Here is a 15,462-nt window from a genome sequence, read left to right as displayed (position 1 = left end):
CATCGCGAACGTCGTCGACAGGCAAAAAATGCGGCCCAAGCCGTCAGGACACGGCACACAATGCATCTCACAGCGTCACTGGCCAAACAACTGCGAATTCTAGCCGAGCGTTTGCTGGTCGATGGCTGGGATCGTCCAGCAGGAGCGCAGCTGCTCACACTCGTCAGGCAGATCCTGGAGAGCGAGGCGGCCTCCGTCCGGATCGACACCCTCGGACGCGCCGAGGCGCTGACGCAGGTATTGGGCGAGTTCATGCTCGAAACACCCGGAACCCAACGGTTGGCGCCTGTGCTGCGGGCGGCCGTGAGCCTGGCCCAACACCTGGAATCGGCTCCACTCCCCGACCCGGTGGACTGGGGCCGTGTCCCAACCCGCCTCCAGGACTGGACATGGCCGGTTCAGGCCAACGAGCACGCGCGGCACTGGCGAGCATGGCGCGAGCTGATCGACATCAAACAGGCGCTGGACCGACATGCCATCGTCTCCGTCACCGATGCCGATGGCGCCATTCTCGAAGCCAACGACAAATTCATCGAGATCAGCGGTTACAGCCGCGAGGAGCTGATCGGCCGCAATCACCGTCTCATCAAATCCGGCCACCATCCGCCGGCCCTGTTCGATGAGCTGTGGGCGACGATCAGCGGCGGTCGCATCTGGCAGGGCGAACTCCAGAACCGGCGCAAGAATGGACGCCCGTACTGGGTGCGGGCCACCATCGCCCCCATCCTGGACGAACAGGGCCGACCGGAGCGCTATGTCTCGATCCGCACCGACATCACCGAGCACAAGCAGCTTCTGGCGCAGCGTGAACATCAGCTGCGCCTGCTCGAATTGCAGCGTCAGGCACTCCAGCATTTCATCGCCACCCAGGATCTCGCGTCCACCTCGGCGCGGCTGCTCGACGGCATGCTGACCCTCACCAACAGCGCCGATGGCTTCATCGGCGAAGTGCTCTACGAAGCCGATGGCTCGCCCTATTTCAAGGCCCATGCCATGAGCAGTCCGGCGCTGGTCAGAACACAGGGGCCGCGCCGGCCGTCCGCCCAGGGACTGGCGTCTCAGGATCCACACAGCCTGATCGGTACTGTTCTGAACTCGGGCGAACCCCTGATCTGCAACGCCCTCGTCCTGGAACCGGGCGACGGGGAACCGCTTCCTGGACAGGCGCCCATTCAGACGTTTCTGGGTCTGCCGATCCGATTCGACCAAACGCTGTTCGGCCTGGTCGGGCTGATCAACCGCCCTGGCGGTTACGATGCCTCCACGATCGACTTCCTCCAGACCCTCACGACGACCTATGCCAGTCTGATCGAGGCCAAGCGCCTGCGCGGATTCCAGCAACTGGTCATCGAGGAGCTGCAACAGGCCCGCGACATGGCCGAACGTACCAACCAGGCCAAGGATGAATTCCTGCAAGTCTGGTCGGAGGATCTGAACGCCACGCTCGATCGCTTGCGTGCCCATATGCAGGCGCCGTCGCCGGGGATCGACTCCATCCGGCCGCTGGTCGACCGGATCGGCGAACAGATGACGACCCTGTCGAACCGGCTCGGCCTCGCTCCGATCACCACGCAACGCCCCCAGATCCAGACTCCGCCGCGAATCGCGGACGAACAGCCGGCCCGGCGCCTCCGCATCCTGGTGGCCGAGGACAACGAGGCCAATCAGGCGCTGTTGCGCATTCAGCTCGAAACCCTGGGTTTTGCGGTCGATGTCACCGCCGATGGGGCCGCCGCCCTGCTCAACTGGAAGCGTGGCGGATACGCGCTCATCCTGATCGATCGTCACATGCCCCAGATGGATGGGCTGGCACTCACCCGCTCCATCCGCGCCGCCGAGGCCGACAGCGGCGGTCATATCCCGATCATCGGCATCACCGCCTCGCATCAGCCCGAGGAACTCGACGCCTGTCGCGCCTGCGGCATGGACGAGATCCTGACCAAACCGATCGGACTCGACGATCTGCGCCTGAGGCTCGACCGCTGGCTGTCTCCAGCCGGCGTGGCGCCGCCGCTCGCTACCGCGCCGGAGCCGGAACCGGACAGCTCGATCCTGAATCTGGACTATATCACTCACCTGTTCGGTTACGACATCCAGCCACGGCAGATGCGCGATCTCGTCGATCTCTTCACCGCGACCGCGCGCGCCGAACTCATCGCCTGCCAGGGGCTGCACCGAGACGAGGAGGCCACGCGCCTGATGCAGGCGATGCACAAGCTCAAGTCTTCGGCACGCATGGTCGGTGCCCTGCGTTTCGCCGGTCTGGCCGAACGGCTGGAAGAGACTGCCCGAAGCCGCCGATTGGAGCCGGCGCCCGCTCTGCTCGCCGAACTCGAACAGGCTCTCGGCGACGTGGAGACAGCCACGCGGCATATCCGCCTGCCTCAGCCATCGCGTCAGCCGGAGTCTGAGCCGGAGACGCCGCCCGCTCCGCCTCCGCCTCGGCTGGCGCTGGTGGTCGACGACGATGCCATGGCCCGCCGTCAGATCGGTCTGCTGCTCACCGCCATGGGCGTGCCCGAGATCCTGACGGTCGACAACGGCGAGGACGCTCTGACGGAGATCGCCCGTTTGGGAAACCGCGCCATCGACCTGCTGATCACCGACCTCAAGATGCCCGGCATGGACGGGATCGCCTTTCTGCGCCGACTCGCCGCAGACGCGTATCCGGGTAGCCTGATCATTGTCAGCGGTGTCGATGAGCAGGTGCTCTACACGGCCGCCAACCTGGTGCGGGCCAAGGGACTGCATCTGCGCGGAGCGGTCAGGAAACCGCTGACGCGCGCCATCCTGACCAAGCTGCTGACGACGGCCAGTGAACGACCACGCCAGACGCCGGCCCAGACGACGGCACCTGAGATCTCGTCCGAAGACATCATCCAGGGTCTCCAGCACGACGAATTCAGCCTCCATTTCCAGCCCAAGGTGAGCGCCAACAGCCTGCGTGCGGTCGGCCTGGAGGCTCTGGCGCGCTGGCAGCGCCAGGGCCGGCCGGTTCGTCCCGATCGCTTCATCGACGCCGCCGAGCGGCATGGACTCATCGTCCCCCTGTCGCAGCGGCTCCTCGACAAGGCGCTCAGCGCCAGCGCGATGCTGATCGCGGCGGGTTTTCCGCTGCCCATCGCCTTCAACCTCTCGGCCGACTGGCTGACGGACATCGAACTGCCGGAAACCATCGAGCAGCGTCTCATGAGTGCCGGTCTGGCACCGGAACATCTGATCCTGGAGATCACCGAAAGCCGCCTCATGTCCGACCTGTCGGTCTCGCTGGACGTTCTGACCCGGCTGCGGCTCAAAGGCTTCAAGCTGTCCATCGACGATTTCGGCACCGGCTATTCGTCGATGGATCAGTTGCAGCGCATCCCCTTCAGTGAACTGAAGATCGATCGCAGTTTCGTGCAGGGCGCCGCCGAGCAGTCCAAGAGCCGCGCCATCCTGTCCTCCAGCCTCGACATGGCCCGCAAGCTCGGACTCACCAGCGTGGCCGAGGGCGTCGAAACCCAGACCGAGCTGGATCTGGTGCGCGGACTGGGCTGTGACCTGGTGCAGGGTTGGCTGATCGCCCGGGCGATGCCGATCGCGGACTTGATCGACTGGCTGCGCCTGCACGAGACGACACCGAGATGACCCCAGACTCCCAGTCCGGCCGGGTGCAACCCTCGGCCGTTCGCAGACTGGGCGGGATCCCGCTGGATCGATGGGGCCGATTCGCCGTCCTGCTGCTGGCCCTCGGTCTGTTTCTGGCGGCGCTCCTGGCCGAGCGGCTCAACGATCGGTATTCGGCGGAGTTGCAGCGTCAGACGGTCGCGGCTCAAGCCACTGTGCTGCGCGATCGTCTGGCCATCAACCTGGGAGGCGACATCCAGCTCGTGCAGGGGCTGGTGGCCCTGATCGCCGCCGAGCCGGAGCTGGATGCGGCGCGTTTTGCGCACGCTGCTCGGGCCATCCTCGCGGGCCGCACCCGTTTGCGCAACGTCGCCGCCGCGCCGGACATGGTCATTCGTCTGATCTATCCACTCGAAGGCAATACGGCCGCGCTCGGTCTCGACCTGCGTTCGCGCCCCGATCAAGCGTCGGCGGCCGATCAGGCACGCCGTGACCGCCGGGCGGTGCTGAACGGACCGATCCAGCTCGTCCAGGGCGGCTGCGGCTTTGCCGCCAGGTTTCCGGTCCATGTGGAACGGCCGGGTGCCGAGGAGCGGTTTTGGGGGCTGGTCTCGGCACTCATCGATTGCGAGCAGCTCTATCGCGACAGCGGATTGCTGGAGACCGGGACGACACTCGAAGTCGCCATGCGTGGCCGCGATGGCGATCCGGACAGCGATGTCTTTTTCGGGCGCGCCGGGATCTTCGACGAGGATCCGGTCCTGATCGAACTCCCGCTCCCCCACGGCTCCTGGCGCATCGCGGCCATACCGCATGGCGGCTGGCCGGCGCATGCCGCCAATGTCTGGACATTGCGTCTGGCGCTGCTGATCGTGCTGCTGCTGGTGCTGCTGCCCGCCATGGCACTGGCCCGCACCGCGAGCACGACACGCGCGCTCTCGCAACGCACCGCCGAAGCGCTCTCGCTGACCGAGGCCACACTGGAGGCCACCGACAACGGCATCCTGGTCATCGACCTCGCTGGACGGGTGGTCTCGTCCAATCAACGTGTCATCGACATGTGGCGCATCCCGCACGCGCTGCTCGAAACCGGCGATGACGCGCAGATCCTGACCCATGTCATCGATCAGCTCGCCGACCCCGAGCCGTTCGTGCGCAAGGTCCGCGAGCTCTACGAGCATCCCGACGCCAGTTCGCGCGACACCCTGCTGTTTCGCGATGGGCGCGTGTTCGCCCGCTTCTCTCATCCGCAACGGGTGGGTTCCGCCGTGGTCGGGCGTGTCTGGAGCTTTCTCGATGTCACCGACCAGACGCGCGCCGAACAGAACGTGCGCGAGCTGTCCAGGCAGCTCAGTGAAGAGCTGGAGCGCTCGGAACAGCAACGCTACCTGCTCCAGTGTCTGTTGAGCGCCATACCGGATGCCGTCTGGATGAAAGATCCGCAAGGCGTCTTTCTCTCCTGCAACCCCGAGTTCGCACAGATGCTCGGCCAGGATGTCGACAGGATCATCGGCACATCCGACGACGACTATTTTCCACCGGAGGTCGCCGAAGCCTTCCGCGCCGACGACCGGCGCGCCGCCGAGAGCACCACACCCATCCGGTGCGAGGAATGGATCGATTACGTCAGCGACGCACGCCGGGTGCTGTGGGCAACGGTGAAGTCCGCCGTGCGCGCCGAGGATGGACGGCTGCTGGGCGTCCTGGGGATCGCACGCGACATCACCAGCCAGCACACCGTGCTGACCGAGCTGGAGGAGGCGCGCAATGCCGCGTTGCAGGCGAGCGAGGCCAAGAGCCGCTTCCTGGCGCACATGAGCCATGAGCTACGCACTCCGCTCAACGCCATCATCGGTTTTTCGCAGATGCTCGACATGGGGGCGCTCGACCCGCTCACCGCCCAACAGCAGACCGCCGTCAGTCACATCCGGGACAGTGGCCGGCATCTGCTCGAGCTGATCAACGATATCCTGGATCTGGCACGCATCGAGTCGGGACAGAGCGAGTTGAACCTCGACGCCATACCACTCGACCCGCTGATCGACGAGGTCATGGCCCTGTCGCGTCCCGCCGCCGACGGTCGCCGGATCTGCATCGATCGCGGCGGGGAGGCCGGTTTGCATGTCTACGCCGACCGCACCCGTTTGCGTCAGGTGCTGCTCAATCTGACCTCCAACGCCATCAAATACAACCGCCTGGGCGGTCGGGTCACGATCGACGTCGAACCGGCAGGCGAATGGGTGCGGATTCGTGTCAGCGACACGGGCGCGGGCATCGATGAGTCGCTGCGCGAAGAGATCTTTCAACCGTTCCAGCGCCTGGGTGCCGAGAAGACCGCGATCGAGGGGACGGGGATCGGCCTGATCATCTGTAAACATCTGATCGAGGTCATGGGAGGGAGCATCGATTTCGACTCGGTCCCTGGCCAGGGGAGCCGTTTTTGGTTCGAGCTGAGGCCGGTACACCCCGAACCGACCGCACGCCGACCGACTGTCACAACGCTCCAGGATGGCCTGGATGGACAGCTCCACGGATGCGTGCTCTATGTCGAGGACAATCCGGTGAATCTGGCGGTCATGGAGCACCTGTTCGAACGGCTGCCCGGCGTCGAATTCCTGAGCGCCATCGACGGTGAAACGGCCATGGCTCTCCTGACCGAGAGGCGGCCCGATCTGGTGCTGATGGACATCAATCTGCCTGGGATGAGCGGCATCGAGATTCTGCGATGGATGCGCGATCACGCACATTTACGCGACATCCCGGTCATCGCCGTCAGTGCCAACGCGATACCCGAGACGATCCAGGCCAGTCTGGAGGCCGATTTCCAGGCTTACATCACCAAGCCGTTCGGAGTCGATCAGTTGCTGGCGCAGCTGAGAGCGTATCTCGGCGCGCCGCGTCCGGATTGAAGCCCGTACCGGATCGTCGCGCGGCAGGGATTCAGCCGCACGGCTCCTGAAACTGAAGCGCCGCCAATCGCGCATAAAGCTCACCTTGAGCCATGAGCTCATCATGCCGCCCTGCGGCCACGATCCGGCCCTGATCGATCACCAGAATCCGATCGGCATTGCGCACCGTGGCAAGCCGATGAGCGATGACGATGCTGGTCCGGCCGTGCATGAGGGTTTCGAGCGCCTCCTGCACCAGACGCTCGCTCTCGGCATCGAGCGCGCTGGTGGCCTCGTCGAGCAGCAGCAGCGCCGGATCGCGCAGGAGCGTGCGGGCGATGGCGATGCGCTGACGCTCGCCGCCCGAGAGCCGCACGCCGCGCTCGCCCAGATGGGTGTCGAAACCCTGCGGTAGCCGTTCGATGAACTCGAGCGCATGAGCGGCTTCAGCCGCACGGCGCACGTCCTCATCGCTCGCGCTCTCCAGACCATAGCGGATGTTCTCCCAGGCGCTGGCGCCGAAGATCACCGGTTCCTGCGGCACCAGCGCGATGCGACTGCGCAGATCGCGCGGATCGAGCCGACGAATGTCGACCCCATCGAACAGCAGACTCCCCGCCGCCGGATCATAGAAACGCAGCAGCAACTGGAACAGCGTCGACTTGCCCGCCCCCGAGGGGCCGACCAGCGCCAGCCGCTCGCCCGGCTCGACCGTCAGATCCAGCCCATCAAGCGCCGGCGTATCCGGTCGCGAGGGATAGACGAAACGCACCCCGCGCAACTCGATCCGACCGCGCGACGGCTCGGGCAGCGGCTCGGGCGCGGCGGGCGGCAGGATCGCCGGCTGGATCTCCAACAGCTCCATCAACCGTTCGCTGGCTCCAGCACCGCGCAACAGTTGCCCGGTCAGATCGCTCAGCGACCCCACGGCCCCGGCGACCACGATGGCATAGAACAGAAACGCCGAGAGTTCACCGCCGCTCAGAGTACCTTCCAGCACCCGATGTCCGCCGACCCAGAGCACCACGCCGATGGCCCCGAAGGTCAGCAGGGTCGCGATCCCCGACAGCGCCGCGCTCGACAGCGAGCGGCTCATGGCCACATCGAACGCCGCCTCGACCTGATCGCCGTAGCGGCGACTGTCGATCGGCTCGTGACAGAACGCCTGCACGGTGCGGATGCCGTGGATGACCTCATCGACATAGGCGCCCACATCGGCGACCCGGTCCTGACTGGCGCGCGAGAGCCGCCGCACGCGCCGCCCGAAGATCCAGACCGGAACGATGACGACCGGCAGTCCGGCCAGCACCAGCCCGGTGAGTCCGGGGCTGGTGATCGCCAGCATCAGCACGCCGCCGATGATCAGCAGCGTCGTGCGGATCGCCATCGCCAGGGTCGAGCCGACCACCACTTGCAGAATGGCCGTGTCGCTGGTCAACCGCGAAATGACCTCGCCAGTGCGCGTGGTCTCGAAGAAGGCCACATCCAGTGCCAGCACCCGCTCGAAGACGGCCTGACGGATGTCGGCCACCACCCGCTCGCCGAGCCAGTTGAGCAGATAGCTGCGAACCATCATCGCCGCCGCCGTGAGCACGACCACGAACAGAAACAGCATCAGCGACCGATCGAGCGCCTCGACCGAGCCGGTGCCGAGTCCCGAATCGACCACGACCCGGATCACCTGACCGAAGGCGAGCACCGAACCGGCCGCGATCAGCAGCGCGACCAGCGCCAGCGCCAGCCGACGCCGATAGGGCCAGGCGAACTGGAGCAGCCGCTTGAGCGCGGCCAGATTGCGGGTGGCGGGTCGGTCGACGAGGTTGGCTTTGATGTCGCGCATGGATGGGTCGAGAGGTTCGCGGGTTGTTGGGTCAGGCTCCGGGCGGTCGACGGGAGATGGGGGCGACCGCCCGAAGGCTCAAAGCCACGCCCGACGCGCCTCGACCGCTTCGATGGTCTCGCGGTTGGTCCAGGAGCCGGTCAGCTCGGCGGCCTCGCGGGCCGGGAGCCAGCGGTATTCGAGATGCTCGCGCGGGTTGAGCCGCACCAGCCGCCGTGAGTCCAGCACCAGGGCGAAGCGATATTCGCGGTTGAAGCAGACGTTGGGCGCGTAGCGATGACGCCAGGCGGGGATGATCGGAAACAGCACCGACTGACGCAGATCGATCAGCGCCCCGCCGGCACGCAGTCCGGTCTCTTCCCAGACCTCGCGCACGGCCGCGTGCCGGGGCGTCTCGCCGGGCGCGAGACTGCCCGTGACCGACTGCCAGAACCCGGCCGGGCGCGTGCGGCGCATCAGCAGGAACTCGCCGCCACGGGTGCAGACGACGACCAGCGCCGACTGCGCCCGCTTGCGTTCGGTGCGGCTCAAGCGCGTGTCCGCAGCCGCAGCGACAGTTCCTTGAGCTGGGCCTCGTCGACGGTCGAGGGGGCGTCGGTGAGCAGACAGGCCGCCGTCTGGGTCTTGGGGAAGGCCATGACGTCGCGGATGGAGCCGGCGCCCGTCATCAGCATCACCAGCCGGTCCAGACCGAAGGCCAGACCACCGTGCGGCGGGCAGCCGAAGCGCAGCGCCTTGAGCAGGAAGCCGAAGCGCTCCTCGGCCTGCTCGTCGCTGATGTTCAGGAGCTTGAACACCTGACGCTGCACCGCATCGCGATGGATACGGATCGAGCCGCCGCCAAGCTCCGTGCCGTTCAAGACCATGTCATAGGCGCGCGAGAGACAGGCGCCCGGATCGCTCTCCAGCAGGCCGAGGTGCTCGTCCTTGGGCGCGGTGAAGGGATGATGCAGCGCCACCCAGCGCCCGTTGGCCGGGTCGTGCTCGAACATCGGGAAGTCGACCACCCACAGCGGACGCCACTCGCCTTCCAGCAAGCCGCGATCCTGGCCGAGCTTGACGCGCAGGGCGCCGATCGACTCGTTGACCACACGCGCCTTGTCGGCGCCGAAGAAGATCAGATCGCCGTCCACGGCTCCAGTGCGGGCCATGATGCCTTCGACCGTCGCATCGGGCAGGAACTTGAGGATCGGCGATTGCAGCCCCTCGCGCCCCTTGGCCGCCCACTCGTTGACCTTGATATAGGCCAGACCCTTGGCGCCATAGATGCCGACGAACTGGGTGTAGCCGTCGATCTCCTTGCGCGAGAGTTCGCCGCCCTTGGGCAGACGCAGCGCGACCACGCGCCCCTCGGGATCCTTGGCCGGACCGGCGAAGACCTGGAAGTCGACACCGTCCATGAGATCGGCGACATCGATCAGCTCCAGCGGCACGCGCAGATCGGGCCGGTCGGAGCCGAAGCGGCGCATGGCCTCGGCATAGGTCAGGCGCGGGAAGGGATCGGGCAGTTCGACGCCGATCACCTCGCTGAACAGGCTACGGATCATGCCCTCCATCAGCCCCATCAGCTCGTCCTCGCTCATGAACGAGACCTCGATGTCGAGCTGGGTGAACTCGGGCTGACGATCGGCGCGCAGATCCTCGTCGCGGAAGCAACGGGCGATCTGATAGTAGCGATCCAGGCCCGACATCATCAGCAACTGCTTGAAGAGCTGGGGCGACTGCGGCAGGGCGAAGAACTCGCCGGGATGGGTGCGGCTGGGCACCAGATAGTCGCGCGCGCCCTCGGGCGTGGACTTGGTCAGAATGGGCGTCTCGATGTCGAGGAAGCCGCGCTCGTCGAGGAAACGGCGCATCGCCTGGGTGACACGGCTGCGGGTGCGCAGACGCGCCTGCATCTCGGGACGGCGCAGATCCAGATAGCGATAGCGCAGACGCAGTTCCTCGGAGGCGTCCGCCGCATGGCTGTCGAGCTGGATCGGCGGGGTCTCGGCAGCGTTCAGGATCTCCAGGTCGAGTCCCAGGATCTCGATCTCGCCGGTCGAGAGATCCGGGTTGATCGTCCCCTCGGGACGCGGACGCACCCGTCCGGTGATCTTGAGCACGTATTCGCTGCGCACCTGTTCGGCGCGCGCAAACACCTCGGCACGATCCGGGTCGAACACCACCTGGACCAGACCCTCGCGGTCGCGCAGGTCGATGAAGATAACCCCGCCGTGGTCGCGCCGGCGCTGCACCCAGCCGCAGAGGACGACCTCCTGGCCTGTATGCTGGCTGTTCAAATCCCCACAATACTGCGTGCGCATCGCTCTATCGCCCCGTCTTGTTCTAAGGTGGACGGACCCGGCGCGAACAGGGCCGGAACCATCATGAAAAAGCGTGAAAGATTACTGGTCGCAACGGTTTAGCGCAAGGGCGGACCGGAATCGACCATCTGTATGGGATCATGAACGCATGAAGTCATCGAACCAACTGGATCTGTTCGCGGGCACGCCGGACGCCGCTCCCGAGCCGGTATCCGTCGAGCCGGCGCGCGACGCCTGGACCCAGGCGCGTGCACTCGCGGATGTCCTGCCCGATCGGCTGAGGCTCGGCACCTCGTCCTGGTCGTTTCCGGGCTGGCTCGGGCTGATCTATGCGCCGACGGCCAATCCGCGCGCCCTGTCGCGGCATGGGCTGCACGCCTATGCCCAGCATCCGCTGCTGCGCACCGTCGGCGTCGACAGCGCCTACCACGCGCCTGTGCCGACCGAACGCCTGCGCGCCTATGCCGGGCAGGTTCCGGAAGATTTCCGCTTTCTGGTCAAGATGCCGGCGGCGATCACCGATGCCGTCGTGCGTGCCGACGGCGGGCGTCCGGTCGAAGCGAATCCCGGTTTTCTCGACCCTGGGCGGGCGACCGAGCAGTCGGTCCGGCCCTTCATCGAGGGGCTGGGGATGCTTGGCGGTGTGCTGCTGCTCCAGTTTCCGCCGCTCGGCGAGACGATCACCACCAACCCGCGCCGCTTTGCCGAGGATCTCTACCGCTTCCTGCGTCGTCTGCCGACCGGACCCTGTTATGCCGTCGAGGTGCGCGATCGGGAGTTGCTGACGCGCGATCTGGTCGAGGCCCTGCGTCACGGCGGCGCCCAGGCCGCACTCAGTCTGCATCCGCGCCTGCCCGCGCTCGATCGGCAGCAGGCGCTGTTCGCCGATCTTCCACCCGGTCCATTGGTGTTGCGCTGGATGCTGCGCGCCAATCGCGGTTACACCGAGGCCCGCACGCTCTATCAACCCTTCGACCGACTGCGCGAGCCGGATCCGACCGCACGCGACCGGATTGCCCGGCTCGTCTCCGCCGCGCTGAGCGCCGGACGCGAGGTCTATGTCATCGCCAACAACAAGGCCGAGGGCTGTGCGCCGCTGAGCCTGAGCGGACTGGCTGAGACCCTGGTCGAATCCTGAATGCCGTACCCGGCCATCTCCGGCTCAGGCGGCGCTCTTGGCGGCCGTATCGCTCTTGGCCGCGCCGCTACCGCTGGAGCTGTCCGGCTTGGACGCCGAGTCCTTCTTCTCGCCGCCGCCGTCGTGCAGATTCTTCTTTTTGTCGCCGGACTTCTTGAAGTCGGTCTCGTACCAGCCGCCGCCCTTGAGGCGGAAACCGGCCGCCGAGATCAGCTTCTTGAGGGCAGGCTGGCCGCACTCCGGGCAGTCGGTCAGCGGCGCGTCGCTGATCTTCTGCATCTTCTCCAGCTCATGACCACAGTGTTCGCAGCGATATTCGTAGATTGGCATCGTTTTTCCTCACAATTCGCAATGAATGATGACATGACGTTTTCGACGGCGCCCCAGATGCGGATCGCGCCGGCAAAATCAAATCCGGTTGCGTGACAGGGCCAGATTGGCGTTAATGCTCTCCCCTGAAGGCTTCCGCTGCGCTCGACGCTCGTTCGTGCGCCACCCGGCCCCTCGTCACTCAAGGTTCAGACGCTCCGATGCCCCCGAACGCGACCACCCGCCCCCGTTCCATCCTCATCACCGGCTGCTCCAGCGGGATCGGCCACCATTGCGCGCATGAACTGGCACGGCGCGGCTGGCAGGTGATCGCTTCGGCGCGCCGGCCCGAGGACGTCGCCCGACTCGAAGCGGAGGGACTGAGCGCGGTGCGACTGGATCTGGACGACCCGGCGAGCATCGGCGCGGCACTGGAACGCGCGCTGGAGCTGACCGGCGGACGGCTCGACGCGCTGTTCAACAACGGCGCCTACGGCCAGCCGGGCGCGGTCGAGGATCTGAGCCGCGATGTGCTGCGCGCCCAGCTCGAAACCAACCTGCTCGGCTGGCACGACCTGACCTGTCGCGTCATCCCGCTCATGCGCCGCCAGGGTCGGGGACGAATCGTGCAGAACAGCTCCATCCTCGGTTTCATTCCCCTGCCCTATCGCGGTGCCTATGTCGCCAGCAAGTACGCGCTCGAAGGTCTGACCGACACCCTGCGGCTGGAGCTGCGCGGTTCGGGGATCTCGGTCTCACTGATCGAGCCGGGGCCGATCCTCAGCCGCTTCCGCGACAACGCGCATCGCGCCTTCCGGTCCAACATCGACCGCGAGGCGAGCGTCCATCGCGACGCCTACCGCCGGGCCGAGTCGCGTCTGACCAAGGAGGGTCCGGCCCAGCCCTTCACCCTCGGGCCGGAAGCGGTCTGCGCCAAGCTCATCCATGCCCTGGAGAGTCCGCGCCCGCGGGCGCGGTATTATGTCACCTTCCCCACCCATCTGCTCGGCACGCTCAAGCGTCTGCTGCCGACCAGCGGGCTGGACTGGTTCCTCGCGCGGGTGTCGCGCGGTGGAGAAGGCTGAGCCAGGAGCGCCAGAGCATGACACGCACGCAGAGATCCGAATCAACAGACCCCACGCCCGAGATCGTCGCCGTCTTCGGTCAGCGCGCGGGCGTAGGTGCCACCACGACCGCCGTCAATCTCGCCATGGGACTGGCCGCCGCCGGACGCTCGGTGCTGTTGCTGGATCTCGACCCGGAGGGCGGCGCCAGCCGGACCATGGGCGTGGCGGGACACGAGCGCGGCGGTACCGAGCGCGTGCTGCGCGAACGGGCCGTCAGGCGCGACATGATCGCCGCCACCAAGATCCCCCAGCTCTATCTGGCCCCGGCCGGCCCTGAACTGGCGGCGCTCGACACAGATCCCGGCACGGATGAGGATTCGCTGACGCGCCTCTGTCAGGCGCTGTCGACCCTGCCCGATCTGTCGCTCGACTTCGACCATGTGATCCTGGACTGCCCGCCGTCGCTCGACATCCTGACCGGCAATGCCCTGACCGCCGCGCACCGCATCCTGCTGCCGCTCGCCGCCGATGTCCCGACACTCGACACTCTCCCCAGACTACTCCAGCAGGTCAACGCGTGGCGAGCCGGTCGCCGGCAGCCGCTGTACGGGTTCTATCTGCTGATCGGCCTGCGTACCGCGACCCTGAACTCCAGGAATCTGATCACTCAGGTACGACTCGAACATGGGCGCATGGCGCTGTCCACCGAGATCCCGTTCGACTCGCGACTCAGCAAGGCCGAGACACCGACCCAGCCGCTGCTGATGTCCGCCCTGACCCGTGAGATCAGTCAGGCCTATCTGAACCTGACCGCCGAGTGGCTGATGCTGGGTGAACGGGGCGATCGCCCGGACGGAGGCTGGCGCCCTCATGCGCGCGCCGAGCGTCTGGAACGCCATCGCGCACGTCTGGCTCAGGGCATCGAGAACTGGCGGCTCGACCCGCTGTCACGGCTCTATGATCCGGAGCAGGCCATGCGTCATCAGGATACCGAGGCGCTCGGCGTTCTGTTCGAGGCCGCCGCGCCACGGCAGCGTTTCCCGCTCGACTGGCGTCCGGGCCGTGCGATGTGGTTGATGCTGACGCTGATCCTGCTGGTCGGGGCGCTGGCGGTCTGGCTCCAGCCCTGGCGGCTCGACGAACAGCGACGCCTAGAACTGGCGGCGCGTCTCATCGGCTCTGAACGGCAGTGGGACGCCGGCAGCCGGCTCCTGGCGCGCGCCGACGAACGCGCCTACCGCGAACTGCTCCTGGCGGCACGGCTGCTGGAGACCAATCGCGCGCGCCTGATCGCCTGCGCCGAGCGCACCGCGTCAAGCGGATCGGCCGAGTGTCTGGTCGTACTGCCATCGATGGAGGTTGCCCCATGACACACGACGGCATACTGAGCCGAGGCGTCATGGCCAGCCTGGCACTGACCCTGGCGTCCGGCGTCCCCCTGACATCGATCCGGGCCGATGTGGTTCAGCCGCTCCCACGCCCGGCGGCGGCGTCCACCGGCGATGAGGCGCGCTGGCTGGAGCGTCTGCCGCCGGCGACTCAGCCGCTGCCCCGCCCCATCGAGGTGGCGCAGTCAGACACCTGTTCACTCCAGGAGGCGCTGAAACTGCTGGAATCGCGCGTCGAGTCCGGCGCTTTCGAATCCGCTCCGAGCACTGTCGAGAACGATGCGCCACAGACACGGCAATCAGCGCAAGCCGTAGAGCCGCCCGATGAGTCCAGTATTCCGGTCGCGCCAGCTCTGCCCGTCGCGCCGGAGTCGATCGAGCCGGTGCCGACATCCTTCGATGCCGCGCCCGAGAGAATGCCGGACAGCCCATCACCGAACACCCGAACCATCGAGGACGCTCCATCCTCGATGCCGGAAACGCCACCAGCGGTGTCCGTGGCACCGCCTGTTCCAAGCCGTGAAGAGTCGCGCGAAGACACGGGACGCGCGCCCCTGGAGACGGCATCGGAAACGATCGCCGGCCCCGCTGCACCGTCGGCGAGCGGCGGACGCTGGCAGGTACAGCTCCTGGCCGGCCGCTCGCTGTCCAGGGTCGAGCGCGACCGCGACGACCTCCGGCGCTTCCATGGCGACAGGGTCGCGGGTCTGACCCTGACAATCAGCCAAGCGAGTCCCAATGGCCTCTATCGACTGCGGGCGCTCGACTGGCCGAGCCGGGCGGAGGCCGGCGTCTGGTGCAAAGATCTGCGCGCGGCGACCGGACTGAAGTGTCTGGTCGTGCGTGGTGATGAATCGCCGGAGCCGGGGTCAGCACCCGTCGACACATCCCCATCCCCAGCGACGAGATAGTCAAGCAGG

At 66.7% G+C, this 15,462-nt stretch carries 10 protein-coding genes; 6 read left to right on the top strand and 4 right to left on the bottom strand.

Annotation, left to right across the window (positions count from 1 at the left end; all coding sequences use genetic code 11):
• Window positions 1-60: 60 nt before the first annotated feature.
• Window positions 61-3,627 carry an EAL domain-containing protein gene (locus ALVIN_RS16510; RefSeq protein ID WP_012969949.1) on the top strand — a complete coding sequence of 1,189 codons (3,567 nt, stop codon included), beginning with the start codon at window positions 61-63 and terminating at the stop codon, window positions 3,625-3,627.
• The gene (locus ALVIN_RS16505; RefSeq protein WP_012969948.1) at window positions 3,624-6,515 is read left to right on the top strand and encodes an ATP-binding protein; all 2,892 of its coding nucleotides are present in this window, start codon (window positions 3,624-3,626) and stop codon (window positions 6,513-6,515) included. The genes ALVIN_RS16510 and ALVIN_RS16505 overlap by 4 nt, the downstream gene beginning before the upstream one ends.
• 31 nt (window positions 6,516-6,546) lie before the next feature.
• Here the strand turns inward: ALVIN_RS16505 and ALVIN_RS03580 are convergent, their stop codons facing one another.
• From ALVIN_RS03580 to aspS, 3 genes are all read right to left on the bottom strand, one after another.
• Window positions 6,547-8,334 (bottom strand): ABC transporter transmembrane domain-containing protein, encoded by a 1,788-nt coding sequence (locus ALVIN_RS03580; RefSeq protein ID WP_012969947.1) that lies wholly within the window; start codon window positions 8,332-8,334, stop codon window positions 6,547-6,549.
• 78 nt (window positions 8,335-8,412) lie between these two features.
• Window positions 8,413-8,865, bottom strand: a complete 453-nt coding sequence (nudB, locus tag ALVIN_RS03575; protein WP_012969946.1) for a dihydroneopterin triphosphate diphosphatase — start codon at window positions 8,863-8,865, stop codon at window positions 8,413-8,415.
• The gene (gene aspS, locus ALVIN_RS03570) at window positions 8,862-10,640 is read right to left on the bottom strand and encodes an aspartate--tRNA ligase (protein WP_012969945.1); all 1,779 of its coding nucleotides are present in this window, start codon (window positions 10,638-10,640) and stop codon (window positions 8,862-8,864) included. Before aspS ends, nudB begins: the two co-directional genes overlap by 4 nt.
• Window positions 10,641-10,788: 148 nt before the next feature.
• Between aspS and ALVIN_RS03565 the strand changes: the two genes are divergently transcribed.
• Complete coding sequence (locus ALVIN_RS03565; RefSeq protein WP_012969944.1) at window positions 10,789-11,778, top strand: DUF72 domain-containing protein; 990 nt, start codon at window positions 10,789-10,791, stop codon at window positions 11,776-11,778.
• Between the two features lie 24 nt (window positions 11,779-11,802).
• Here the strand turns inward: ALVIN_RS03565 and ALVIN_RS03560 are convergent, their stop codons facing one another.
• Complete coding sequence (locus ALVIN_RS03560; RefSeq protein WP_012969943.1) at window positions 11,803-12,108, bottom strand: FmdB family zinc ribbon protein; 306 nt, start codon at window positions 12,106-12,108, stop codon at window positions 11,803-11,805.
• 200 nt (window positions 12,109-12,308) lie between these two features.
• Between ALVIN_RS03560 and ALVIN_RS03555 the strand changes: the two genes are divergently transcribed.
• The 3 genes from ALVIN_RS03555 to ALVIN_RS03545 are packed head-to-tail and all read left to right on the top strand — an operon-like array spanning window position 12,309 to window position 15,453.
• A complete protein-coding gene (locus tag ALVIN_RS03555) occupies window positions 12,309-13,172 on the top strand; it encodes an SDR family oxidoreductase (RefSeq protein ID WP_012969942.1) in 864 nt (287 codons plus the stop codon).
• 17 nt (window positions 13,173-13,189) lie between these two features.
• Window positions 13,190-14,524 carry a DUF6118 family protein gene (locus ALVIN_RS03550; RefSeq protein ID WP_012969941.1) on the top strand — a complete coding sequence of 445 codons (1,335 nt, stop codon included), beginning with the start codon at window positions 13,190-13,192 and terminating at the stop codon, window positions 14,522-14,524.
• Window positions 14,521-15,453 carry an SPOR domain-containing protein gene (locus ALVIN_RS03545; protein WP_012969940.1) on the top strand — a complete coding sequence of 311 codons (933 nt, stop codon included), beginning with the start codon at window positions 14,521-14,523 and terminating at the stop codon, window positions 15,451-15,453. The genes ALVIN_RS03550 and ALVIN_RS03545 overlap by 4 nt, the downstream gene beginning before the upstream one ends.
• Window positions 15,454-15,462: the final 9 nt, after the last annotated feature.

It is taken from the genome of Allochromatium vinosum DSM 180 (genome assembly GCF_000025485.1).
Lineage (GTDB): Bacteria > Pseudomonadota > Gammaproteobacteria > Chromatiales > Chromatiaceae > Thermochromatium > Thermochromatium vinosum.
The sequence above is the reverse complement of the archived record's forward strand: the minus strand, read 5'-3'. Positions and strand labels throughout refer to the sequence as shown.